The 24,072-nt window shown below is 63.8% G+C and carries 20 protein-coding genes; 1 reads left to right on the forward strand and 19 read right to left on the reverse strand.

Going from position 1 to position 24,072, the window contains the following annotated elements:
• Positions 1 to 66 precede the first annotated feature (66 nt).
• From PI93_RS16065 to PI93_RS16105, 9 genes are all read right to left on the reverse strand, one after another.
• A complete protein-coding gene (locus PI93_RS16065) occupies positions 67 to 1,695 on the reverse strand; it encodes an AMP-binding protein (protein ID WP_052240996.1) in 1,629 nt (542 codons plus the stop codon).
• A gap of 17 nt (positions 1,696 to 1,712) precedes the next feature.
• A complete protein-coding gene (locus tag PI93_RS16070) occupies positions 1,713 to 3,464 on the reverse strand; it encodes an ABC transporter permease subunit (RefSeq protein ID WP_039374436.1) in 1,752 nt (583 codons plus the stop codon).
• 45 nt (positions 3,465 to 3,509) lie between these two features.
• Positions 3,510 to 4,583, reverse strand: a complete 1,074-nt coding sequence (locus PI93_RS16075; protein WP_039374435.1) for an ABC transporter ATP-binding protein — start codon at positions 4,581 to 4,583, stop codon at positions 3,510 to 3,512.
• Positions 4,584 to 4,617: 34 nt separating this feature from the next.
• Entirely contained in the window at positions 4,618 to 5,700 is a 1,083-nt protein-coding gene (locus tag PI93_RS16080; protein ID WP_039374434.1) for an ABC transporter substrate-binding protein, read from the reverse strand.
• Between the two features lie 118 nt (positions 5,701 to 5,818).
• A complete protein-coding gene (locus PI93_RS16085; protein ID WP_039374433.1) occupies positions 5,819 to 6,619 on the reverse strand; it encodes an enoyl-CoA hydratase/isomerase family protein in 801 nt (266 codons plus the stop codon).
• Between the two features lie 311 nt (positions 6,620 to 6,930).
• Complete coding sequence (locus PI93_RS16090; protein ID WP_039374482.1) at positions 6,931 to 7,356, reverse strand: F0F1 ATP synthase subunit epsilon; 426 nt, start codon at positions 7,354 to 7,356, stop codon at positions 6,931 to 6,933.
• 105 nt (positions 7,357 to 7,461) lie between these two features.
• Complete coding sequence (locus tag PI93_RS16095) at positions 7,462 to 8,514, reverse strand: Ldh family oxidoreductase (protein WP_039374432.1); 1,053 nt, start codon at positions 8,512 to 8,514, stop codon at positions 7,462 to 7,464.
• 27 nt (positions 8,515 to 8,541) lie between these two features.
• Positions 8,542 to 10,032 carry a DASS family sodium-coupled anion symporter gene (locus tag PI93_RS16100; protein ID WP_039374431.1) on the reverse strand — a complete coding sequence of 497 codons (1,491 nt, stop codon included), beginning with the start codon at positions 10,030 to 10,032 and terminating at the stop codon, positions 8,542 to 8,544.
• Between the two features lie 310 nt (positions 10,033 to 10,342).
• Positions 10,343 to 10,855, reverse strand: a complete 513-nt coding sequence (locus PI93_RS16105) for a hypothetical protein (RefSeq protein WP_039374429.1) — start codon at positions 10,853 to 10,855, stop codon at positions 10,343 to 10,345.
• A 531-nt stretch (positions 10,856 to 11,386) separates the two neighbouring features.
• Here PI93_RS16105 and gor point away from each other — a divergent pair.
• On the forward strand, positions 11,387 to 12,748 hold the full coding sequence (gene gor, locus PI93_RS16110) for a glutathione-disulfide reductase (protein WP_039374428.1): 1,362 nt from the start codon (positions 11,387 to 11,389) through the stop codon (positions 12,746 to 12,748).
• Between the two features lie 19 nt (positions 12,749 to 12,767).
• On the opposite strand, the gene PI93_RS16115 is transcribed toward gor, so the two are convergent.
• From PI93_RS16115 to PI93_RS16160, 10 genes are all read right to left on the reverse strand, one after another.
• Positions 12,768 to 14,159, reverse strand: coding sequence for a sodium-dependent transporter (locus PI93_RS16115; RefSeq protein ID WP_080759416.1), 1,392 nt, complete (start codon positions 14,157 to 14,159; stop codon positions 12,768 to 12,770).
• 258 nt (positions 14,160 to 14,417) lie between these two features.
• Complete coding sequence (locus PI93_RS16120) at positions 14,418 to 15,179, reverse strand: phytanoyl-CoA dioxygenase family protein (protein WP_039374426.1); 762 nt, start codon at positions 15,177 to 15,179, stop codon at positions 14,418 to 14,420.
• A 118-nt stretch (positions 15,180 to 15,297) separates the two neighbouring features.
• Positions 15,298 to 15,663, reverse strand: a complete 366-nt coding sequence (locus PI93_RS16125) for a hypothetical protein (RefSeq protein ID WP_039374425.1) — start codon at positions 15,661 to 15,663, stop codon at positions 15,298 to 15,300.
• Positions 15,664 to 15,877: 214 nt separating this feature from the next.
• Entirely contained in the window at positions 15,878 to 16,129 is a 252-nt protein-coding gene (locus PI93_RS16130) for a hypothetical protein (protein WP_039374423.1), read from the reverse strand.
• Between the two features lie 129 nt (positions 16,130 to 16,258).
• The gene (locus tag PI93_RS16135) at positions 16,259 to 16,492 is read right to left on the reverse strand and encodes a formate dehydrogenase subunit delta (RefSeq protein ID WP_039374421.1); all 234 of its coding nucleotides are present in this window, start codon (positions 16,490 to 16,492) and stop codon (positions 16,259 to 16,261) included.
• Between the two features lie 27 nt (positions 16,493 to 16,519).
• A complete protein-coding gene (fdhD, locus tag PI93_RS16140; RefSeq protein WP_201278398.1) occupies positions 16,520 to 17,443 on the reverse strand; it encodes a formate dehydrogenase accessory sulfurtransferase FdhD in 924 nt (307 codons plus the stop codon).
• A 40-nt stretch (positions 17,444 to 17,483) separates the two neighbouring features.
• Positions 17,484 to 20,369 carry a formate dehydrogenase subunit alpha gene (fdhF, locus tag PI93_RS16145; protein ID WP_039374420.1) on the reverse strand — a complete coding sequence of 962 codons (2,886 nt, stop codon included), beginning with the start codon at positions 20,367 to 20,369 and terminating at the stop codon, positions 17,484 to 17,486.
• 30 nt (positions 20,370 to 20,399) lie between these two features.
• Positions 20,400 to 22,052, reverse strand: a complete 1,653-nt coding sequence (locus tag PI93_RS16150; RefSeq protein ID WP_052240995.1) for a formate dehydrogenase beta subunit — start codon at positions 22,050 to 22,052, stop codon at positions 20,400 to 20,402.
• On the reverse strand, positions 22,045 to 22,527 hold the full coding sequence (locus PI93_RS16155; protein WP_039374418.1) for an NAD(P)H-dependent oxidoreductase subunit E: 483 nt from the start codon (positions 22,525 to 22,527) through the stop codon (positions 22,045 to 22,047). Before PI93_RS16155 ends, PI93_RS16150 begins: the two co-directional genes overlap by 8 nt.
• A 256-nt stretch (positions 22,528 to 22,783) precedes the next feature.
• The gene (locus PI93_RS16160; protein ID WP_039374417.1) at positions 22,784 to 23,857 is read right to left on the reverse strand and encodes a substrate-binding domain-containing protein; all 1,074 of its coding nucleotides are present in this window, start codon (positions 23,855 to 23,857) and stop codon (positions 22,784 to 22,786) included.
• Positions 23,858 to 24,072 lie beyond the last annotated feature (215 nt).

The following is a 24,072-nucleotide window of genomic DNA, read 5'->3' on the forward strand; positions in this document are numbered from 1 at the left end:
TATGCCAATAACTGGTAAATCGCTGTCATTGGCATCCATGACGGCGCGCCATGCTGCCCTCCGGGATCATTTCGCCGCCGTCATCTCCCATGCCCCACCCGTCTCGCGGGAAAGCAGGTGCTTGCGAATGCGTTCCGACGGTGTGGTCTCGAAGCGAGCCGTCTCGCGATAGTAGCGTGGCCGCTGGTAGCTGGCGAGCTTGTCGGCAGCCCACTGCGAGAGCACCGGCCAGTCGACGGTCTCGCCGTCGCGGAACTGCACGTAGAGCATCACGTCCTGCTCGCCGATATCGCTCGCGATACCGATGGCGGCGCACGCAGCCACCGCCGGATGTCGTGCGAACACGCGCTCGATCTCCCAGGCGGACACGTTCTCGCCCCGCACACGCATGCTGTCCGTGCGACGGCCGATGAAGACCAGACTCCCGTCGGCACTGCGCCGTGCACTGTCCCCGGTAAAGAGCTTGCCGTCGCGCAACGCCTTCGACGTGGCTTCGGGATTGTCGAGGTAGCCCGGCAGGAACACCCCCTCCACCTCGCTCGAGAGCACGATCTCTCCCGGTTCCCCGTCGGCGACCGGTTGCCCGGCATCGTCGAGCAGCTCCAGCGTCAGCCAGGGTAACGCGTGGCCGATCGAGCCGGGCATGTCGGCGTCGTTGAGCGTAGCGAAGCTCGAACACTCCGTCATGCCGTAACACTCGCGCAACGTGCACTGCAAGCGCGCCTGCGTGGCCTGCCACGCGCTTGCGGAAACGCCCGCACCCCATGCCACGCGCAGGGAGTTCTGCGCCGGCTGCGCCTCGGGCGGCAATTGCATGAGGATGTCGAGAATACCGCCGAGGTAGTGCAGATGCGTCGCCTGCGCGGCCGCGCATTGCTGCCAGAAGCGGCTTGCGGAGAATCGCTCCACCACATGCATTTCGACATCGACGAGGAACGGAAGCAACAACATCTGTGCGCCACCGATATGGCACAACGGTTCCCACAGGAACAGCCGGTCACCATCGTGCGCATCGGCGACGCGCAGCGCAGCCTCGCTGGCAATACGCATCATACGGTGCGTGAACAGCACCCCTTTGGGCGCCCCCGTCGTGCCCGAGGTGTAGATGATGCACAGTATCGACGCGGGCGTGACGTCTGCCGCCACCGGCAAGCTGCCCGTATACGCGGCAGCTTGCGCCGTCACCTCGGATAGCAGGCAACGCACGACCTGCGTGCCGTGATGATCCGGTTGCTGCGCTGCCAGTGCCACGCCGGCGTCCAGCACTTCGGCGAAGGCAGGTTCCGAGATAAGCAACTTCGGCTTGGCATGGCCGAGGAGATATTCGATCCCATCGCCCTTCAGACGTGTGTTGACCGGCACCCACACCAGCCCGGAGAGCATGAGCGCATAGATCAGCGCCACCTGCGCCGCGCTGTTACCCAGCATGACGGCGACGCGGTCGCCGGGCACGAGGCCTTGCGCCGCGAACCACGCCTGAAAGGCGCCCACGCGCGCTGCCATCCGGGCACGGTCGATGGCCTCCCCCTCGAACACGACGACGGGTTTGGCCGACACCCCCCTCAGGCCCGCCATGAGCAAGGGCACGACATCGAGCCGGTCACCCTCGGCCCGCTGAGGAAAGTACTGCGTATAGGGATGAGAAGACAACTGCGCATTCACCGGCGCAACTCGGGCAACGTTCGACATGGACATACGGAAATCCGCGGATATCAATAACTCTTGCGTTTGAAGATCGAAGACAGCCAGACGATGAACACCATCAGGAACACCAGCGAGGTCGCAACAGCCGCCAGCGTCGGTGTGACGGCCAACTGGATGTCGTCCCACATCTGCTTGGGCAGCGTGGTGTTGATACCGCCGGAGACGAAGATGGCGATCGTCAGGTCGTCGAACGACACGATGAAAGCGAACAGGAAGGCCGACCCCAGACTCGCGGCCATCAAGGGCAGCAGCACGGTGCGCACGCGGGTGAAGGCCGACGCGCCGAGCATCTTGGCGGCGTCGTCGAGCCGCCAGTCGAAGCGCTTGAAGCTCGCCGACAGCGTCACCACGACATACGGAATCGCGAGCACGGTGTGACCAATGACGAGGCCGGCATTCGTGCCCGCCAGTTCCCAGCGCGCGAACAGATACAGCAGGCCCACCGCCACCACGATGCGCGGCACGATCAGCGGCGCAATGAACACCGCGAACAGCGGCTTGCGCCAGCGCGACGGCAACCGCACCAGCGCCAGACTGGCGCCGAAACCGAGCGCAAGAGCCAGTGCCGCCGTGGCGAAGCCCACACCGAGCGAGCGCAGCAACGCCGCCTGCCACACGCTCGATTCGAGGAACGCCACGAACCATTTCATCGTGAAAAGCTCGGGCGGAAACGCCACGAACGACTGCTTGGTGAAGGCAAGCGGCACGACGAAGGCAATCGGCAGCACCAACGCGAGCACCACCGCCCACGTATAAGCCTTCAGGCCAAAGCCGCCGTCCACACGCGCTCGCCCCGGCGACAGCGAGAACTTACCGGCGAGCCGTCCGATGGCCATGAGCACGGGTAACAGGCGGCCGCCCGACCCTACGCGGCGCTCCGGCGCCTCGCCGGCTAGTGATGACAACCCCACGACCCGGTCGTACACATAGAACACAACAATCGAACACAGCAGCAGCACGGTCGAGAGCGCCCCCGCGAAACGCAGGTCGAACAGCTCCAATACCGACGAGATCACGAGTTGCGCAACCATCGACTCGCGTGGCGAACCGAGCAGCGCAGGTACGATGAAGAAGCCCAGACTCGAGATGAACACCAGCAATCCGGCGGCCGCCGCCCCCGCGCCCGAGAGTGGCAGGAAGACGGTGAAGAACCCCGTCGCCCGATCCGCGCCAAGCGTTTGCGCGGCTTGTACCAGTTGCATATTGATGCCACGCATGATCGGCAGCATGGTCATGACGGCGAGCGGCAACATGGCGTGCACCATGCCGATCAGCACGCCCGTCATCGACGGGGCCAGCGTGCTCGTGCTGTCGATCAGACCGAGATGCGTCGCCACGACCGTCAGCAGACCGGTCTTGGAGAGCAGCAGCATCCACGCATACGTCTTGACGAGGTAACTGGTCCAGAACGGCAGCACGATCCACAGCAGCCAGCGCTCGCGCGAGCGTGCCGGCAGACGTGCCAGCAGATAGGCCACCGGATAGCCGAGCAGGACGGAAAGCGCAGCGGTGAGAAAGGCGATCCAGAACGTGGAGGCCAGTACTTTGACGTACACGGCCGAGTGCGTCATGCGCGCGAACTGCGCGATCGACAACACGCCATCGCCGTCGTAAAGGCCGCCTTGCAGAATCTCGACGACCGGTACGATGAAGAACACTGCGAGGAACAACAACGCAGGCACGGCCGGCAACCACCGGGCCAGATGCTGCGGCCAGGCAATACGGGGCCCCGCCTGAGGCAGGCGTTGAACAAGCCACATGACAAATACTCCTGAAGCGGATGACTCGGACGTCGGGTGAAAGGCTCAGCGCGTGAGCAACGTTGCACGGCCGTGATCCCACGCCAGTCCGACGCGCTCGCCGACGCGCGGCGTAAGATCGCGCCCGCAGCGCACGGTGAAGTCGGCGCCGTCGTCGTGCGCGCCCCCCTGCCCCAGCGACACGATGGCGCGCGTGTCGGCACCCAGAAAGACAACTTCCCGAATCGTGCCGGCGAGCGCGCCGTCTTCCGGCGCCGTGAGGCGCGCTGCTTCCGGGCGCACCAGCAGACTTGCCGCCCCCGCTGCCGGCAAGTCAGGACTCGGGCCGATCGGCACGAGACGATCCCCCACGCGCAGCGCCACGCGACCGTCGGCCACGCGCTCGACTACGCCATCGAGCAAGTTGGAGTGGCCGAGAAAATCTGCCGCAAAACGCGTTGCCGGACGGTCGTACAACTGCGCCGGCGTGCCGATCTGCTCGATGCGCGCCTGATTCATCAGACAGATCCGGTCGGACAGCGTGAGCGCTTCGTCCTGATCGTGGGTCACGTAGATGAACGTCGCCCCCAGTTCCTGATGCAGACGCCGGATTTCCATCTGCATGTGTTCACGCAACTTCTTGTCGAGCGCGCCGAGCGGCTCGTCGAGCAGAATGATCGAGGGACGGAAGGCGAAACAGCGCGCAAGCGCAATGCGCTGCTGCTGCCCGCCCGACAACTCCGACGGCAGGCGCTGCGCGAAAGCCTGCATCTTGACCATCGCGAGGGCGGCGTCCACCGCTGGCGCCAGCTCGGCGCGCGGCAGGCGACGCATACGCAGGCCATACGCCACGTTGTCCCAGACGGTCATGTGCGGAAAGAGCGCGTAGCTCTGGAACACCATCCCGATGCCGCGTTTGCCCGGCGCGTCGTGCGTGGCATCGCGCCCGTCGATGAGAAGTTGCCCGGCGCTGGGTTCGACCAGCCCCGAAATCATCTGCAACAGCGTGGTCTTGCCTGAGCCCGAGGGCCCGAGCAAGGTAAGAAATTCTCCTGCCGCGACCCTCAGGTCGGTCGGCAGAAGCGCGGGGGTCTCGCGATACGTCTTGGCAAGCCCGATGGTTTCCAGTTTGGTACTCATGTTCGTCTCATCCTGCTCCGCGGCCCTTCACCACTTACGACAACAGCCATGCATTGAAACGCTCGGTGGCCTTCGTGCGGTTCTCCGCCCACCATTGCGGACTCGGCAGACGCATCCCCTTCAGGTTGGCCGGGGCCGTGGGCAACAGCGGTGCGCGATCTTTCGGAATCGCGTCGAAGGCCTTGAGGTTGGTCGGGCCATACGCAAGATCCTGCGTAATCAGCGCTTGACGGGCCGGATCGCCGCAGAACCTCACGAACTGCTTTGCGAACTCGGCACGCGGGGTGCCCTTCGGAATGCCCCACCCTTCGATCGAGTACAGCCCCTGATTCCAGACGATCTTCACCGGCGCCTTGTTGTCGATGGCCGCCTGCGCACGACCGTTCCACGTCGACATCATGTCCACATCGCCACTCTGAATCGCCTGCATGGCCTGTGCGCCCGACGTCCACCACAGATTGATGTGCGGCTTGATCTTGTCGAGCGACTTGAAAGCGCGATCGAGATCGAGCGGATAGAGCTTGTCGATGGGCACACCATCGGCCAGAAGCGCCTGCTCAAGGGTGTCGAGCGGGCTGCGGCGCAGCGAGCGGCGTCCCGGGAAGCGCTTCACGTCCCAGAAGTCTGCCCACGTCTGCGGCGCTTCCTTCTGAAACTTGTCGGTGCGATAGGCCAGCACGGTCGAGTACACGTCGACCCCTAGCCAGTCTGCCGTGACAGCCTCGGGCATGATGCCGGGGAAGTCGCCGACCTTCATGCCGATAGGCTCGAGAAAACCCTTCGACTCAAGGTAAGGAATGTCGGCCGACAGCGTGAGCGTTGTCACATCCCACACGAAGTTCTTCGTCTGCACCATGGCCGCGAACTGTGCGACCGGCTGCGAATCGCGCGCCACGCTCACGACCTTGATACCGGTCGCTTTCTCGAACGGGTCGTAGAACGCGCGGCGGTAGGCGGCGGTGTACGGGCCGCCCGGATCGGAGACGATCAACTGACGTGCCTGTGCAAACACGGTACGCGACGCAGCCAACGGTAGCGCGCTTGCCAGCGCGGCAGTACCGGCCATTTTCATGACGCGGCGACGGGACGGGTTTTGCGGGTCGTGCGAGTAAGACATGGGAAACTCCGCTAGCGTGTGGACAGACGCGACGCGCATGTCCTGTGAGAGTCGCCGCCCGGCAACACTGTGCGTGACACCGGGCGGCGGGACGTCATTCGACGGCGGCCGGTATCGTTCAGGCCTTTGCCGCCTCGGCCTTGGCAGCGCGCTTGGCAAAGAACGCCGCCATCATGCGTGCCGGCTCGCCCGACTCGTATGACTCGCGCTGAATGCGCATGCCGGCTTCGATGGCGTCCTGGAAGGTGCCCTCGGTCATCTCGCGGAAGCGCTGCTTGTCCAGACGCATCGCCACCGGTGGCTTCTCGGCCAGATCGGACGCGATCTCCAGCGCCTTCTCAAACACTTTCTCTTCCGGCACGAGGTGATGGATCAGGCCCAGACGATGGCATTCGTCAGCTTCCATCAGGCGGCCGGTGAGCGTAAGTTCGATGGTGCGCGACAGGCCCAGCATGTGATTCATGATCCACGGGCCGGTCGTGCTCGCAATGCCGGCGTTGATCTCCGGCTGCCCCATGCGCACGCCCGGATGTCCGACGCGGATATCGCCCAGCAGCGACACCTGGAAGGCCGAACCTGCCGCCGTGCCGTTCAGTGCCATGACCAGCGGCTTCTTCAGGCTGCGAATCACGTCGTAGTAATGCTCCCAGCCCTTGATCCACTCGATGGCGGTGTCGCCGTCGAAGTGCTTCGCTTCGGCCAGATCCTGCCCGGCCGAGAAGGCGCGACCGGCGCCGGTCATGATCACGGCCGCCACGTTCTCGTCGGCATTGAAGCGCTCGAGCGCATCGATGATCAGTTCGCGCATGGCGATGGTCCAGGCGTTGAGCGCCTGCGGGCGGTTCAACGTAATCACCGCAACGCGGCCGACCTGCGTGAAGAGAACTTCCTGTTCCGTTTGCTTTGCTGTCTCGCTCATTTGAACTCCAAGGACACCGACGCGTGACATCACGCGTGCATTGAGATGGCGACAAGGCGACCATCGCATTTCTCATAAACAGTTATCTCACTGCAATAACTGTTATTTGAAAGAAATATAGTGAGTTCAAAAAGATGGCGCAAGTCGAATCGACTCGGGGTTTACCTCAGGCGGTTGCACCTCATGCCTGTTTTCCCGAGGACGAAAAAAACGGGCAGCCCGTGAGGACTGCCCGTTTTGCCTGAGATTGTCTGACCGCTAAGGCGTGGCGCCGGCGGCGCGAGATCCGGTTTGACCGGTGCGCTTCCGGCTCAGCGCGTTTCCTTCTGCTTGCGCATACGCCGGATCGCCTGTAACTGCGCGACGGCCTCGGTCAGTTCCGCCTGCGCCTTGGCGTAATCGATATCGCTCGCTTGCGTCTCGAGCAGCGCCTTGGCTTCTTCGCGCGCACGCTGGGCGCGCGCCTCGTCAAGGCTTTCGGCACGCATGGCGGTGTCGGCGAGAATCGTCACCCGGTCGGGTTGAATCTCCACGAATCCTCCGGCGATGTACAGAAACGTATCGGCCCCGTCGCCCGCCTCGATCCGAACGGTGCCTGGGCGCACCGCCGTCAGCAATGGCGTGTGCCCGGGAAGCACACCCAATTCCCCTGAGGTGCCCGGCACCGCGACGAAACGTGCCTCGCCCGAAAATATCGCCCGCTCGGTGCTCACTACGTCGACCTTGAGTAATGCCATGCCTTTCTTTTCTCCCTGCAATGCCACAGGCATCGCCCAAATCCATGCATCTTCGTCTTGCCATCGTCGCACAAAGGGAGCTGCGCGCGCACTCCCTTCGTCCGGTCACAACGTTCGCGGTGGCGCCACGCCAAGCTCGGCGGCCATCTTCATCAACGACTCCCAGATCGGAGGCGTCAGATCGATGTGATCGTGATGCTTCTTGCGATTCTCCGCCTCGTACTCGCCCGGATACTGTACGCGGTCGAAACCGGGCTGTGGCGGGCACGACGTCAGATAGTCGATAAATGCCTCGACCTCATGCGAGCGCCATGTCGCCGAGAAATCGACCTGCGGATTGAGCACGATGGCGAACATGTTGTTCGTGGCCACGCCTGCACGCGGATGTTCCGGCTGAATCGTGCCGCCGCCCGACAACACTCCGGCAAGCAATTCCGTCACGATGCCCAGCGCGTAGCCCTTGTGACCGCCGAACGGCAGCAACGCACCGAACGGTTCGGTAAACAGCGCATTCGGATCCGTTGACGGATTCCCGTGACCATCGATCAGCGAGCCCGGTGGCGCCTGCTTACCCTCGGCCGCCAGCACCCGCGCCTTGTTGATCGCGATGGCGCTGGTCGCCATATCCACCACCAGTGGCGGACGGTTATTCGGCAGCGGTCCGGCAAAGCACAGCGGGTTGGTCGTCAGGCGCGGCTCGCTACCGCCATACGGTGCGACCATCGGCTGGCGATTCGTGACGTTGGTGAACGCCATGAACACCAGCCCCTGATGTGCCGCCATCTCGCCGTACTGGCCCATCCGGCCCAGATGGTGACTGTTGCGCAGCGTGAGGATGGAGACGCCCTTGTCGAACGCACGCGCAATGGCATGCTCGACCACGAACTTGCCCACGTGCTGACCGAAGCCGCGATTGCCTTCGTACAGCAACAGGTTGCCGTGATCGGTGAGCACGCTCGGACGTCCGGTCGGATTCACCTGCCCGTCTTCGAGCACCTTGCGGTAGGTCGGCAGAATCGAGAGCCCGTGGCTCGCATAACCGACGCGGTCCGACTCGACCAGATGCTGTGCGACGTCCAACGCAATATCGTCGGGCACACCTTGGGCGAGCAGCAGTTGCTTGCCGAAGTCGGTAGCGTCATGCAGGGGGATTCGCATATTGACTCCTTGTTCGATCGGCGCGGATTACAGCCAGCCCAGCCAGCGCCAGTACGTCGCGGCGAAGAGCAGCAGCAACGCATAACCCACGAGGGTGATCACGATGCCCACGCGCGCGAACTGCTTCGCGGTGAAGGTATCGGTGCCCAGACACACCATGTTCTGCGGCGCGTTGATCGGCAGGATAAAGCCGAAGCTCACCGTGAAACCGAGCAGCATGGTCATACCCAGCCGGTTGAAGTCACCCGGCAACGTCTGCAACACAGCAATCAGAATCGGTAGCATGGCCGACGTGAGCGCCGTCGCGCTGGCGAAGCCCAGGTGAATGAGGATCAGGAATGCCGCCAGAATCGCGAAGACCCACAGTGTCGGAAGCGAATCCAGACCGGTCGCGGCGACCACGTGATTCCCCAGCCATTGGCCGGCCTGCGTCGTCAGTAGTGCAGTGCCGAGACTGATACCGACACCGAACACGATCACCGTGCCCCAGGGAATGCGCGACTGCACATCCTTCCAGGTCATCACGCCGAAGCGCGGCAGCATCAGCACGACCAGACCGACGTAGGTCACCGAGGTCGTGTCGAAACGGTGCAGCTTGCCCTCCGTCGCCCAGAACAGCAGCAGGCCGATCGACACGGCGAGCAGGCGCTTCTGCGCGCTCGTCATCGGGCCCATTTCACGCAATTGCGCTTCCACGGCTTCCTTGCCGCCCGCGATGGCATCGGCCTCGGGCGGCATCAGCTTGAGCACGAGCACCACGAGGACCACCGACATGATGATGGCCCACGGCGCCCCCGCGACCAGCCACTCGGCCCACGTAATCCGGTCGCCGAGCATCTTGTCCATGAAGCCCACGGTCAGCAGGTTCTGCGCGGCGGCCGTCTGAATACCGACGTTCCAGATACTCGTCGCCTGCGCCACGATGATCATGACCCCGGCCGCAATATTCGAACGCTTGTCGACACCGAAGGCGGCGATCACGCCCATCATGATCGGCACCACGCAGGCGCTGCGCGCCGTCGCGCTCGGCACCACGAGCGAGAGCAGGATGGTCACCGCGATCGCCCCCACCATCACGCGACGCGTGCTGGTGCCGATCTTGGAGAGTGTGACGAGTGCGATGCGCCGGTCGAGCCCGGTCAACGTCATGGCTGCCGCGATGAACAACGCCCCGGCCACGAGCGCCAGCGCGGAGTTCGAGAAGCCGGCGAGCGCCATGCTGATGGCCCGCGAGGTGCCGTATTCGACGCTGGGGTCCTGCACCGTGGGTGCGGTCCCCACGAGGAAAGCCATCAACGAGGTAATGATGATGGCACTGGCCTCATACGACACGGCTTCGGTAATCCACACAACGACAGCGAAGGCGAGAATCGCCAACATGCGGTGCCCGGCGACCGGAAGATCGTCGGGCATGGGAATCAGGAGCACGGCGATCATGACGATCACACCGGCAATCAATCCGATGGGAACCGCTTTCTTCTGGGGAGGACTTTGCACAGAGACTTCAGGCGTGCTCATAAGGGGGCTCCAGAACGGAATGGCATGCCGGCAGTCGGCATGTCTTGAGAAAATGCCACGCTTGAACTGCGGGTTAATCCTACCCGCATTGATCTTGGCGAGGCAAGCGTGAGAGACAGGTCCATGCCGCAGGCGCCGCGCTCGGAAAAGCGAGGGAACGCGGGCCGTGCCGACGTGAGGGATAGCGGGTGGCGATCCAACCGACGCGCACAACGCATCGGAAGGCGATCAACGCCGCGGTGAATGGGGCATGCGCTTTGAATGGATCGAACGAGACACGCGAGGGTGTCCCTCCGCCATGCGGGCCGACTTAGAAATGCAGTCCGAAGTATTCCGGTGCGCCGGCAAAGAGCTGTGTGCTCAGTGCAGGATTGGAAAGCGCACGATGCCAGACGGATTGATACAGCCCGGTAAGCCCGGCGCGAGGCCCGGTCACCGGCGTGTCCAGCGCCGTCGTCAGCCCGGCATTGCCGAGCGTGTGGCCCAACGTCCGGCCGCTCACGATGATCGGATCGGATGCCCAGGCACCCGCCTCCGTGAACACGTCGTGCCAGGGGGCTGGTGCGACGCCGGCAAGGGCGGGCGGAGGGGAACCCGGCGGCGGGAAAGCCGGCGCTCGGGCCGCACGCTTCGCGCGCGCGGCCCGAGTCGGCCGGACGCCATGCCGGGCGCTGGCGGTTGCGGTCTTCTCGCTTGCCGAGGCTCCCGAAAACATTGCGGGGCCCGGCGGACTCGCGGCATGTGCCGATGCCGGTATCCAGAAGCAACACAACAACGCCAGCGCCATCGTGGCGCCCGTGAGGCGGGGGAGCGACTTCGTCATGACATCCTCGCGTGCCGGCGGTCAGTCCCGCCTGTCGTGACAGAGTCACAGCAACTTTCGCGCCATGAAAAATAACCTGTTGATTCTTATGCACTTCCATTCCCACCATTGGCGTGACACCAGGACGAGCCTGAAGAAATGTTTCACTTCAGAAACATCCGGCTGCCGCGCTTGAATCCTCGGTGAAACGTCTGCGACGCCTTGTGAGCCAGTCGCCACGCACCGTTGAAGCATTGATCGACTCTCGACGCCTTCGATTGTCGACCTGCGTTTCGCCTGGCGCATTGATGTGCGTCAAGAGAAATGCACGACCGTGCGAAAACCCGAATTGACGGACGATCCACCTTATGACGTTCGGGCATGGGGAGGTATCCGATGTCGGGTTCGGATGAGTCCGGATTCGCGCGTGCAACGCCGACGTCATGGGCATGTCTCTGGCACAATCGCTCAACGCGAGAAGCGATGGCCGTCGCGATGCTGTCCGAATCATTCCGGTGGCACGACGCGCCGCATGACATATAGGAGTCAGCAATGCCCCAGTTCGATGTGGATCTTTTCGTGATCGGCGCCGGTTCCGGCGGCGTGCGTGCAGCACGCGTCGCGGCGCAATATGGCGCGCGCGTGAAAGTGGCTGAGGAGTTTCGGGTCGGCGGCACCTGCGTCATTCGCGGATGCGTTCCGAAAAAGCTGCTCGTCTACGCGAGCCGTTTTGCCGACGAGTTTGAAGATGCCGCCGGTTTCGGGTGGCAAGTGCCCGCCCCAACGTTCGACTGGAAGACCCTCATCGCGCGCAAAGACACGGAAATCGCCCGCCTCGAAGGCATCTACCGAACCAATCTCGAACGTGCGGGCGCCGAACTGGTCGCCGCGCGTGCCGTCGTCGAAGGACCGCACACGGTAGTTCTGCCTGCCACGGGTGAACGCATCACGGCCCGCAACATTCTGATTGCCACGGGTGGCAAACCGGCGGACCAGCCCCACTTCGTCGGCCGCGAACATGCGATCTCGTCAAACGAAGTGTTTCATCTCGAATCGCTCCCCGAACGCATCACGATCATTGGCGGCGGTTACATCGCGCTGGAGTTCGCCGGCGTATTCGCCGGACTCGGCTCGCAGGTCACGCTCGTGCATCGCGGCCCGCATCTGCTGCGTGGTTTTGACGAAGAGGTACGCACCACGCTGGAGGCCGCCTATCGCGAGCGCGGTATCGAGGTGCTGCTGGAGCGCAAAGTGGAGCGTGCGGACAAGGTTGAGGACCGCTTGCGCATCACGCTGTCCGATGGCAGCACGCACGATGCGGACGTGCTGCTGAGTGCCGCCGGGCGCGTGCCGTACACGCAGGGCCTCGGACTTGCCGCAAGCGGCGTGGCGCTCAACGACAAGGGTGCCGTGATCGTGGACGAATTCTCTCGCACCAACGTGCCATCGATCTTTGCTGTGGGCGACGTCACCGACCGTGTCAATCTCACGCCGATGGCGATTCGTGAGGGGCAGGCCTTTGCCGATACGGTGTTCGGCGAGCGCACAACGCGTGTCGACCACAAACTGATCCCGACGGCTGTGTTCAGCACGCCCGAGATTGGCGTGGTCGGCCTGACCGAAAGCGAAGCGCGCGCGCAATATTCGCAGCTCAAGGTGTATAAGGCGTCGTTCCGCCCGCTCAAGGCAACGCTGTCGGGCCGTCAGGAAAAGATTCTGATGAAGCTGCTCGTGGATGGCGCGACCGACAAGATCGTCGGCGCGCACATGGTGGGCGATCACGCGGGCGAGCAGGTCCAATTGCTCGGCGTGGCGCTATCGATGGGTGCGACGAAGGCCGACTTCGACCGCACCCTCGCGGTACACCCGACGGCCGCCGAAGAGTGGGTGACGATGAGAACGCCTGTGGCGTAATGGCTCGTCTCGTCGCGCGTCAGAGGCTCTGATACCAGACACCGAAGATCGCGACGGGCGTGAGCACAAGCAGCAAGACACGCCACACCCGCACAAACCACTGCCAGCGCGTGCCCTCGAGGACAGTGCGTGCCGACGGCCAGATGCACACACCGACGAAGAACGCTACGCAAAGCCCGCCTGCCGGCATCAACAAGTTGACGGTCACATAGTCCATCAGATCGAAGATCGTCCGATCGAACAGGCGGATATCCGACCACACGCCAAACGACAGCGCAGCCGGTGCGCCAAAGAGAAATGTCGCCACAAGCACGGCGACGACAGCAGGCCCGCGACGCCATTGGTACTCATCGATCAGAAACGCGGTGACCGGTTCGAACAGCGAGACGGCGGACGTCAACGCCGCAAACAGGAGTAGAAGGAAGAACGCCACCGCCACGACATGACCGAGCGGCATCTGCGCAAAGATCGCGGGCATCGTAATGAAGGTCAGCCCCGGCCCTGCATTAGGGGCAACGCCGAAAGCAAAGACCGCAGGCAGAATCATCAGCCCGGCGAGAAAGCAGGCAAGCGTGGCGAGTGTTGCCACCCACACGGCGGCGCCGGCCAGCCTGGCGTTCTTGGGCAAGTACGAGCCGTAGACCACAATCATGCCGGCACCCAGCGACAGCGAAAAGAACGCGAGTCCCAGCGCTTCCAGCAACGTGCTACCGGAAATGAGCGAGAAGTCCGGCGTGAGATACCACGCCACCCCAGCCATGGCGCCCGGCAAGGTCAGCGCGCGGGCGATGACCAGCAGCATCAGGACGAACAGCGCGGGCATGAGCCACTTGCCCGCCCGCTCGATGCCCTTCTGCACCCCGGCGGCCACGATGACGCACGTGAGCCCCAGAAACACCCCCATGCTCACGAGCGAGGCTACCGGGTCCGCGATGAACGACGAAAATTCGCTAACGAGACGTTCCGTGTCGGCAGCCAGCACCTTGCCCGTGATCGCTCGCTGGAGATACGCCACCGTCCAGCCACCGACCACCACGTAAAACGACAGAATCGCGAAGGCGTTGAAGGTCGCGATACGTCCGACCCATGCCCAGCGGCGTCCACCCAGCTCACGCAGCGCTGTCGTGATGGACTTGCCCGTCAACCGTCCGATGGTCATTTCGGCGAGCAATAGCGCAACGCCGAGCGACAGCACACAGCCCAGATACACCATGAGAAACGCGCCGCCGCCATGCTGACCGACCACGTAGGGAAATTTCCAGACGGCGCCGAGCCCCACGGCAGACCCCGCCGCGGCCAGAACGAAGCCCAGCCGTGACCCCCAGGTGGCGCGCCCTGCGGCGGTGGACGCACCGGGTGCCGCCGATGCAGCGGCGGGCGGTGCTGAGGGCGAAATGGGTAAATGGGACACGTAATTTCTCCGGAAACGACCGCTCGCGCCTCGCCGATCGACATCGGCAGGCGCGACACGACACTTGTGATGGAATGGCGTCAGCCAGAGTACTGGCGCAACACGGCGTCGCCTTCCCGGCGACCGGGGGCGCGTGGGCCAGCGTGTGACGCCACAAGGGTGGTCGAAGAGTCTACGCGGGAAAAGGTCCCCTTCGCTTTAGGAAAGCGCCCAAATTGAAGGGGCGCCGGCGTGGTCACCCCCGGCAGCCGCGCTAGGTCAGTGGCCGAGGGGGACTTCGCCAGCAGACGCCGAACGCGTACCCGGTGTTGGAGGATTGCTCTCGCCGCGATACGCAAACACCACAGAGAATTTCGTGGTATCGCCTTCGTTGCGGCCCGCCGCATGGAACAGGCCACTATGGAACAGCACCACGTCGCCCTGTGCCAGCTCCACCTGTTGGCCGCGGGCAACGAGCGGCTGGTTGTCCGGTTCGTCAGGACGCAGGAAATCGAGCGAGTCGAGTTGGTTCGGCTTGAGTTGCTCGCGATGCGAGCCCGGGATGAAACGCAGCGCGCCATTGGCGCGCGTTTCCGGCCCGAGCGCAAGCCAAACGGAAACTAGCGAATTCTCCGGAAACGACCAGTAACGGATATCGCGATGCCAACCCGTGGCTGTGCCAAAGTGCGGATGCTTGGTCATTACGCAATTGTGGTGCGCCAGCGTCAGCACGACGTCTTCACCGAAGATCTGCGCGAGCGACTCGATCAGGTCCGGGCGGGTCGCCCATCGGCGCAGCGCATCGCCGCGATCGTAAGCCTTGAGCAGACGGCGCACGGTCTGCCCGCCTTCCGCGTCTCGCGACTGCGGCGCGCCCTCATATCCCACATCGGCTTCGAACTCGAGCGGCGGCGTAGCTGCCGCCAACTGCGCTCGCACGTCAGCCAGAATCGCCTCGCAGTCGGCCTGCGCCACATAGCGCGGAAGGATCAGATAACCGTCGTCACGGAAGGTTTCGAGTTGCGATGCGGTAAGCGCCATGATGGTCGGCGAAGCAAACAGAAAGCTGACTGTTGAGGGGAGTTTCGGTAACGTTACAGGGCAAATCGGCAGGACTGGAGCGACATGAGCGAGGTGTCGCTGTGGCGGCGACCGACCTTCAGGCGGCGCGTTTGCGTCGTCGTGGCGGTAACTCGGCGGCGGGATTGTCGAGCTTGGGCTCGGGCTGCGGCACGTCGGTGCCGGGCAGCGACGCTTGCGGATTCCCCGTGGGGCGCGGCGTATCGACCACACTGCGCAAACGATCGAGTTCGCGCGTGAGCTTCGCCAATTGATACTCAAGCTGGCAATTACGGCGGTACAACGTGCGCATTTTCTGGCTAAGCGCCTGCGTCTGTGTCCAGTATTCCGGATACATGACGAAACGCCCATCGGGGCGCTCGACGACGCCAAGCCCGCTCTGCCCCATCACATCGATGGTTTCCAGCGCGTAGCGTCGAACTTTTTTTACCGTACCTGCCGCCATTTATTTCCTACAGTCTCAGCCTGAGAGAGTCAGGCGCGGCATTTTGCCACGAATTCGCCCCGGCCGGGCGTCAAACCCCTACCGGAGCGGACATTTATTTTTGGCCGACGGCCCCATCTGGCGGGGCTATGCGCCGAACCTTCCGGATTGGTACGCCATCCACCGGCATTGCGCCGCAAACCGACTGGAAACGTGCCGTGAACCACCGCCTCGATTACGGCTTCGGTGTCTTGCCGGTATCGATCGACACCGGGTCGCTCGCGGGAAAGGTCTCTTCCAACCCTTTGTCGAGACGCTTCGCCTCGGCAGATTTCGACGCCGGTGCACGTTTCGGCTTGTCGATCTCGATAGAAACGGGATCGCTCGCCGGAAACGTCTCCTCGAGCGCTTCATCGAGGTCGCGTTCCACGTCATCCTCCTTGTGAGGCTGCTGTGGGCTGGGCTTGCGCGTGGGGGTATCGCTCATCAAGTCCTCCGCTGGTGAGGTCGCATCGCTACGCGACCGTTGCCCCTACTATACCGCGAGCAGCGTATGCTCGCGTCAAGGCCAGCCGCTCCTCGACCAGGTCGTCCCGACCGGATCAGCTCGACGGCGTCAGTTCGACGGAGTCAGCCGCGCCCGATGACGCGCCAGCGCTTCGCGCACGAGCAAATGCATCTCGGCCGCCTCGGGGGTGTCGGCCAGCGCGAGAATTTGCGCACGCATGCGCGGATCCCAGAATTTGTGCAGATGCGTGGCGACTTCGCCCAGCGCTTCCTCCCGATCGGGCAACGATTCGAAGAAGTCCGCGATGCGATTGGCCATGCGCACGAGGTTGTTACCGTCCATCAAAAGTCTCCTGCTCCGCCGCTGCCGTCAGACGCTCTCGTCGAGCGCCGCCCCACCCGTATAGATGACGCATTGTTCGCCACGCACGAATCCCACCAACGCGACGCCTGCCGCCTCTGCCGTTCGCACTGCCAGCGCCGTGGCCGCCGAGACGGCCGCCACCATGGGAATGCCGACCTGCGCCGCCTTTTGCACGATTTCAACGCTTGCACGGCTCGTCATCAGCACAAAGCCTCGGTCGAACGCCTGTCCGTCACGTGCGAGTGCACCAATCAGCTTGTCGAGGGCATTGTGCCGGCCAACGTCCTCACGCAAACCAAGGATCTCGCCCTGCGCAGAACACCAGGCCGCCCCATGCACCGCTCCCGTCACGCCGTTCAACGGTTGATGCGCTGCCAGTCCGGCGTGCGCTGCGGCCAGTGCCGCGTGCGACACACGCAGCGCCTCACCCGCCGCCGGCAACGGCCGCAGCACCTGATCGAGGCTTTCCGTGCCGCACAGTCCGCAGCCGGTGCGTCCCGTGAGATTACGGCGACGCTCCTTGAGCCCGGCAAATGCCCGCGACGAGACTTCGAGATGCGCAGTAATGCCCAGTGCCGTCGCGCTCACGTCGATGCCATAGCACTCGCGGCGGTCGTTCAGAATGCCCTCGGACAACGCAAAGCCCAACGCAAAATCTTCGATGTCGGCCGGGGTCGCGAGCATCACCACATGCGAGATGCCATTGAACTCCAGCGCGACGGGCACTTCCTCGGCCAACGCATCGCTCGCCTGTTGCCACTCGCCCTGGCGAAAGCGCCGCACGGCGAACGTTGCGTGCGGCGTCAGCGCCTGCGGATCGATGGCCGCAGGCGCAACATCGCACACGGGCGCGGCAATCGCTTGCGCGTCTTCTTCGCGCGCTGCGCGTGTGGACGGCGTGTCGTTGCGGTCACGCAAAAGGTTGGACATCGTCAAACGTTGACTCCACTTCAATTCACAAGGTCGCCGCCTACTTCGCCGGCACCGGCTCGGAAGACGTGCGGGCCGCATCGAGCAATTCGAGCTGCGTGCGGTTGAACGTCGAGTATTTGGCCTGCCATGCCGAGGGCTGCACCACGGGCAGCACCTGCACGGCCGTCACCTTGTACTCGGGACAATTGGTCGCCCAGTCCGAGTTGTCAGTCGTAATCACGTTCGCCCCCGACTCGGGGAAATGGAACGTCGTGTACACCACACCCGGCTGCATGCGCTCGCTGAGCACCGCGCGCAGTACCGTCTCGCCCGCCCGGCTCCGGATGCCGACCCAGTCGTTATCCTTGATTCCCCGCTCCTGCGCATCGTGCGGGTGGATTTCGAGCCGGTCTTCGTCGTGCCAGTGAACGTTGTGCGTGCGACGCGTCTGCGCGCCCACATTGTATTGCGAGAGGATACGCCCCGTGGTGAGCAACAGCGGATAGCGCGGCGTGACCTTCTCGTCGGTCGGCACGTAGCGCGTGATGATGAAGCGCCCCTTGCCGCGCACGAACGCGTCCACGTGCATGATCGGCGTGCCATCGGGCGCGTCGTCGTTACACGGCCATTGCAGGCTGCCCGCCTCGTCGAGACGTGCGTAGCTCACACCGTGGAACGTCGGCGTGAGCCGAGCGATCTCGTCCATGATCTGCGAGGGGTGTGAGTACGGCATGTCGTACCCCAGCCGTTTCGCAAGCGCAATCGTCACTTCCCAATCGGCCATGCCCGGCAGCGGCGCCATGACACGGCGTACACGGGAGATCCGCCGTTCGGCGTTGGTGAAGGTGCCGTCCTTTTCGAGGAACGTCGTGCCCGGCAGCAGGACGTGCGCGTACTTGGCGGTCTCGTTCAGGAAGATGTCCTGCACGACAATGCACTCCATCGCCTCCATGGCCGCCGCCACGTGCTGCGTGTTCGGGTCGGACTGCACGATGTCCTCGCCCTGGCAGTAAAGCCCCTTGAAACTACCGTGAATCGCCGCGTCGAACATATTCGGGATGCGCAAGCCCGGCTCCGCCTGCAGCGTGACGCCCCACGCCGCTTCGAATTGCTCCCGCACCAACGTATCGGAGACATGCCGGTAGCCGGGCAACTCGTGAGGGAACGACCCCATGTCGCACGACCCCTGCACGTTGTTCTGCCCGCGTAGCGGGTTCACGCCCACGCCCTCGCGCCCGACGTTGCCCGTAGCCATCGCCAGATTCGCAATGCCCATCACGGTCGTGGAGCCTTGCGAGTGCTCCGTCACCCCCAGCCCGTAATAGATCGCTGCATTGCCACCCGTCGCGTACAACCGGGCCGCGCCACGAATCCGTTCGGCGGGCACCCCGGTGACGACCGACACCGCCTCGGGTGAATTTTCCGGCAACGCCACGAACTCGCGCCACTGAGCAAATGCGCGGTCTTCGCATCGCTCGGCGATGAAAGCCTCGGCCAACAACCCTTCCGTGACGATGACATGAGCGAGTGCATTCACCATCGCGACATTGGTGCCGGGACGCAGCGGCAGGTGATACGCCGCCTTCACATGCGGCCCGTCGACGATATCGATGCGGCGCGGATCGATCACGATCAGCTTCGCGCCTTCGCGCACCCGCCGCTTGAGCCGCGACGCGAAGACCGGATGCCCGTCCGATGGGTTGGCGCCCATCACCAGAATGACGTCGGTGTGCTCGATGGACTTGAAGGTCTGCGTGCCGGCCGACTCGCCCAGCGTCTGCTTCAGGCCATAGCCCGTCGGCGAATGGCATACCCGCGCGCAGGTATCGACGTTGTTATTGCCGAACGCCGCGCGCACGAGCTTCTGCACGAGGTACGTCTCTTCATTCGTGCAACGCGACGAGGTGATGCCACCGATGGCGTCACGCCCGTGCTTTGCCTGAATGCGCCGGAACTCCGACGCGGCATAATCCAGCGCCTCGTCCCACGACACTTCTCGCCAAGGGTCTGTGATCTTGCTGCGGATCATCGGCTTGGTGATGCGCTCCTTGTGCGTGGCATAGCCCCACGCAAAGCGTCCCTTCACGCAGGCGTGCCCCTCGTTGGCGAGGCCGTCCTTGTAAGGCGTCATGCGCACGACTTCGCCACCCTTCATTTCCGCCTTGAACGCGCAGCCAACGCCGCAGTACGCGCACGTCGTCACGACCGCGTGCTCCGGCTGGCCCATCTCGATGACGCTCTTCTCCTGAAGCGTTGCCGTCGGGCAGGCCGCCACGCACGCGCCGCACGACACACACTCCGATTCCATGAACGGCTGATCCTGCCCGGCCGAGACCCGCGCCTCGAAGCCACGGCCGGAAATCGTCAGCGCAAAGGTGCCCTGGGTCTCTTCACACGCCCGCACACAGCGATTGCAGACGATGCATTTCGACGGGTCATACGTGAAGTACGGATTTGACTCGTCCTTGGCGCTCTTGATGTGGTTGTCGCCTTCGAAGCCATAACGCACCTCGCGCAACCCGGTCACGCCCGCCATGTCCTGCAACTCGCAGTCCCCGTTGGCCGCGCAGGTCAGGCAATCGAGCGGGTGATCGGAGATGTAAAGCTCCATCACGTTGCGTCGCAAATCCTGCAATTTGGGCGACTGCGTGCGCACCTTCATGCCCGGTTCGACAGGGGTCGTGCACGACGCGGGAAAACCGCGCCGCCCCTCGATCTCGACAAGGCAGAGCCGGCAGGAACCAAAGGGCTCCAGCGAGTCCGTCGCGCAGAGCTTCGGGATGTTGACGTCGTGACCGGCGGCGGCGCGCATGATCGACGTGCCGGCCGGCACTGTTACGCGCTGACCGTCGATTTCCAGCGTGACGTCGACTTCGCTCTCGCGCAGCGGCGTGCCCATGTCCGGGCCGTGGCCCGGCGTGACGTGTGCGTTCGAATGGATCATGTGTTCTCCTCCCTCCCCGGCGCTCGCGCGTCAGGCGGCTTCGGCGCACCCGGCGCCATCGGGCAGACCGAAATCCGCCGGAAAATGTTCTAGCGCGGAGCGCACCGGAAACGGCGTCATGCCGCCCATCGCGCATAGCGACCCCGCCACCATCGTGTCGCAAAGATCGTGCAGCAGTTGCACTTGCCGCACCGACGCGTCTCCCCGCCGGATACGTTCGATCACTTCGACGCCGCGTGTCGACCCGATGCGGCACGGCGTGCACTTTCCGCATGACTCATGCGCGCAGAACTGCATCGCGTAACTGGCCAGCGCCGCCAGATCCGCCGTGTCGTCGTGCACGACCACGCCGCCATGGCCGACGACCGCCCCAAGTGCGGCATACGCTTCGTAATCCATCGGCACGTCCCACTGTGCACTCGGCAAATAGGCACCCAGCGGGCCACCGACCTGAATCGCCTTGGCAGGACGCCCACTCGCCGTGCCACCGCCAAAGTCGTCGAGCAGCGTGCGCAATGTCACGCCGAACGCCAGTTCCACCAACCCGCCGCGGCGAATGTTGCCGGCAAGCTGCACCGGCAGCGTCCCCTGCGAGCGGCCCATGCCGTACTCGCGATACACCGCCGCGCCATGCGCAAAGATGAACGGCACGCTGGCCAGCGTAATGACGTTGTTGATGAGTGTCGGTTGTCCGAAAAGGCCGGCGAGCGCAGGAATCGGCGGCTTCGCCCGCACCACGCCACGCTTGCCCTCGAGGCTTTCGAGCAGCGCGGTTTCCTCGCCGCATATGTAGGCCCCGGCGGCCTTGGCGACGCGCAACTCGCACGCCCGCCCGGAACCCAGCACATTCGTGCCTAGCCAGCCTTCCCGGCGTGCCACCTCGATGGCGGCTTCGAGCGTTGCAATGGCGTGCGGATACTCGCTGCGCACGTAGACGATGCCCTCGCTCGCCCCGACCGCCAGCGCAGCAATGAGCATCCCCTCGATGAGCACGAACGGATCGCTCTCCATGATGAGCCGGTCGGCAAACGTGCCCGAGTCGCCTTCGTCTGCATTGCATACGACGTACTTGCGCGGCGATTCGGCACGGCTCACGGTGCGCCACTTGATGCCCGCCGGAAAGGCCGCGCCGCCGCGACCGCGCAATCCCGAGTCGAGCACGGTCTGGCAGGCGGATTCGGCATCGAGCGCCAGGCACGCGCGCAGTCCTGCCAGACCGCCATGTGCCTCGTAGTCCGCCGGGTCGAGGGGATCGGTCACGCCCACCCGTGCGAACGTCAAACGCTGTTGACGCGCGAGATACGGAATCGCATCCACCAACCCGACACAAGCCGGCATCGCCGCCTCCCAACTGCCGTCGGGGGTTGCCGTGGACGATTCCTGTCCGGCGTCTTGCGCTGCGCGCGCCGGCCATCCGCTGTCGAACAGCGCGGACACTTGCGACGCCTGCATGTTGCTGTACCCAACCCGCCCGGCCGGTGTCGCCACTTCGACAAGCGGCTCAAGCCAGAACAAGCCGCGCGAACCATTGCGGATAATCTCGACGTTCACGCCGCGCCGGGAAGCTTCCTTTGCCACAGCGGCCGCCAGTGGGTCAGCCCCCAAGGCGAGGGCAGCAGAATCACGCGGGATGTATATGCGATAGGTGGCCAGAGGCGAAGTTGGCTTGGAAGACTCAGACATGAGCGTCCTCCTCGCGCACCGCGGCCGATGCCAGCAAGGCATCGAACCGCGACGGACTCACACGGGCATGCAGTTCGCCGTTGATCGTCACCGCGGGTGACAACGCGCATTGTCCCAGGCAATACACCGACTCGACGCCAACACCATGGCATGGTGCCCCGTCGACAGACGCGCCCGTACACGCCTCGATGTGGGCGACGAGCGCTTCTCCTCCGCGGCTTTGACACGCTTCCGCGCGGCAAACCTGCACCACCATGGGTGGCGGCGGCGCACTGCGGAAGTGGTGATAAAACGTGATCACGCCGTGAACTTCGGCACGGGAAAGATTGAGCGCGCTCGCAATCGCAGGCACATGGGCCGGGTCGATGTAACCGTCGCGGTCTTGCAGCGCATGCAGCAGCGGCAACAACTCGTGCGCATGGCCGGCGTGGCGAGCCAGCAAGGGCGCGAGCGTCGCGTGAGGTGTGGGCACCATCTCGAATGTCTCCTGAGGCAAAACGGCGTCTCATATGTTCTTTGTTGCATATGATGACAGCACGTTTCTGGGGGCTCGGTACTTAGGACATTAGTGCAAACGGCTCGCCCCAACAAGCCTCGTGGAAACACCGATGGCTCAATTTCGCATCGTTCGCTGCATAGCAACATGCATCGTATGCAGGAGCCGCGCCGACCGGAGGTTCTCCAGCGTGAAACCTCGTGCACACCATATGCAAACGATTACATATAAAACATCAGCCTAGTGAGGGAAATGCCTCGGCGAGCGGCGTGACCCGCCCCGTGGATGCCTCGCTGTAGCCGGGGATGGCATGCACGGCCTGCCGGTATTCCCCGCTTTGCAGAATCTCCAGCAACCCTTGCAGATGCGGAGAATCGCTGCCGCTTTCCGGAAACATCAGGCAATAGCGTTCGGTCAGGATCGGCAGGAAGTCCAGGCCGAACTGACTCGCGGCCGCTTCGATTGCCAGCCCTGCGTCCGCGCGACCGCTCGCAATGTAAGCCGCCACGGCCGCATGTGTGAATTCGATGTTCTCTGCCCCCGCGATGGCGGACGGATCGATGCCCTCGCGCGCCAACAGGAGATCGAAGATGATGCGCGTGCCCGACCCGCGTTCACGGTTCGCGAACCGGGCACCCGTGCGTGGCAAATCGGCAAGCGAGTGAATGCCGAGCGGATTCCCTCGCGCAACGATCAGCCCGAGTCGACGAGACGCCACATCGGCCACCCGATAGGACTTGCCCTTGAGCAGCGGGCCGTAGTGATCCAGCACCGGCTCCGCGAGTGCGCCGATCGGCACATGAAAACTCGCGACTTCACACTCGTGCTTCGCCAGCGCGGCAATCGCCTCGATGCTGCCGCGATAACTCACGTCGATAGGCAAACCGGCACGCCCCGCGAAGTCGACCAGCGCGGCGACGGCCAGTCCGTGGCTCGCAAAGAGACGCAATTGATCGCTCTCCTGCAACAACAGATCATCGAGTTCGGTCTGCAACTCCGACGCCATGGTCTCCAACAGCGGCCCCAGTCGCGCCTGCAATCGCTTTTGCCCCCATAGCAGCCGCTGCGCCAGGGGCGTGAGCACCGCACCACGCCCGCGCGCCATGGTCAGCAGTGGCGCCCCCATAAGCGATTCGATTTCCTTCACATGCCCCCACGCGCCACGGTACGACTGGCCCAGCACCTGACTGGCGGCCTGCAAGTTGCCGTGCGTCTGCACCTGCGTGAGCAACGACAACACCTTGTCGAGCGGAAGATCGTTGCCGTCGTGCCGGAAACAGAGCTGAGGGGCGATGGAAATGCGCTTCATTGACTCACCTTATATGCTATTCATTGCATAAATCAATCTATGCAAAATCCTGATAAGATGCCGACAAACGTCGATTTAACAGGGTATTTCGCACCGACATCCCTACGAAATCACCGTCGCGATGCGCTTCAATTATGCATCAATTTGCCGATTTGGCGTTAACGTTTGTCCTTGGCCGTGGCGTTCCCCCATGTCGACGCACCGCGCCAACCACC

This window comes from Pandoraea fibrosis, assembly GCF_000807775.2.
GTDB classification, from domain to species: Bacteria; Pseudomonadota; Gammaproteobacteria; order Burkholderiales; family Burkholderiaceae; genus Pandoraea; species Pandoraea fibrosis.

What these genes read in the sequence shown, in the direction of transcription:
- PI93_RS16070 (WP_039374436.1), bottom strand. Translation starts at nt 3,464, where the DNA reads ATGTGGCTTGTTCAACGCCTGCCTCAGGCGGGGCCCCGTATTGCCTGG.
- PI93_RS16125 (WP_039374425.1), bottom strand. Translation starts at nt 15,663, where the DNA reads ATGGCGGCAGGTACGGTAAAAAAAGTTCGACGCTACGCGCTGGAAACC.
- PI93_RS16135 (WP_039374421.1), bottom strand. Translation starts at nt 16,492, where the DNA reads ATGGACGGTAACAACCTCGTGCGCATGGCCAATCGCATCGCGGACTTC.
- fdhF (WP_039374420.1), bottom strand. Translation starts at nt 20,369, where the DNA reads ATGATCCATTCGAACGCACACGTCACGCCGGGCCACGGCCCGGACATG.
- PI93_RS16160 (WP_039374417.1), bottom strand. Translation starts at nt 23,857, where the DNA reads ATGAAGCGCATTTCCATCGCCCCTCAGCTCTGTTTCCGGCACGACGGC.
- PI93_RS16120 (WP_039374426.1), bottom strand. Translation starts at nt 15,179, where the DNA reads ATGGCGCTTACCGCATCGCAACTCGAAACCTTCCGTGACGACGGTTAT.
- gor (WP_039374428.1), top strand. Translation starts at nt 11,387, where the DNA reads ATGCCCCAGTTCGATGTGGATCTTTTCGTGATCGGCGCCGGTTCCGGC.
- PI93_RS16105 (WP_039374429.1), bottom strand. Translation starts at nt 10,855, where the DNA reads ATGACGAAGTCGCTCCCCCGCCTCACGGGCGCCACGATGGCGCTGGCG.
- PI93_RS16090 (WP_039374482.1), bottom strand. Translation starts at nt 7,356, where the DNA reads ATGGCATTACTCAAGGTCGACGTAGTGAGCACCGAGCGGGCGATATTT.
- PI93_RS16100 (WP_039374431.1), bottom strand. Translation starts at nt 10,032, where the DNA reads ATGAGCACGCCTGAAGTCTCTGTGCAAAGTCCTCCCCAGAAGAAAGCG.
- PI93_RS16150 (WP_052240995.1), bottom strand. Translation starts at nt 22,052, where the DNA reads ATGTCTGAGTCTTCCAAGCCAACTTCGCCTCTGGCCACCTATCGCATA.
- PI93_RS16085 (WP_039374433.1), bottom strand. Translation starts at nt 6,619, where the DNA reads ATGAGCGAGACAGCAAAGCAAACGGAACAGGAAGTTCTCTTCACGCAG.
- fdhD (WP_201278398.1), bottom strand. Translation starts at nt 17,443, where the DNA reads ATGTCCAACCTTTTGCGTGACCGCAACGACACGCCGTCCACACGCGCA.
- PI93_RS16095 (WP_039374432.1), bottom strand. Translation starts at nt 8,514, where the DNA reads ATGCGAATCCCCCTGCATGACGCTACCGACTTCGGCAAGCAACTGCTG.
- PI93_RS16075 (WP_039374435.1), bottom strand. Translation starts at nt 4,583, where the DNA reads ATGAGTACCAAACTGGAAACCATCGGGCTTGCCAAGACGTATCGCGAG.
- PI93_RS16065 (WP_052240996.1), bottom strand. Translation starts at nt 1,695, where the DNA reads ATGTCCATGTCGAACGTTGCCCGAGTTGCGCCGGTGAATGCGCAGTTG.
- PI93_RS16080 (WP_039374434.1), bottom strand. Translation starts at nt 5,700, where the DNA reads ATGTCTTACTCGCACGACCCGCAAAACCCGTCCCGTCGCCGCGTCATG.
- PI93_RS16130 (WP_039374423.1), bottom strand. Translation starts at nt 16,129, where the DNA reads ATGAGCGATACCCCCACGCGCAAGCCCAGCCCACAGCAGCCTCACAAG.
- PI93_RS16155 (WP_039374418.1), bottom strand. Translation starts at nt 22,527, where the DNA reads ATGGTGCCCACACCTCACGCGACGCTCGCGCCCTTGCTGGCTCGCCAC.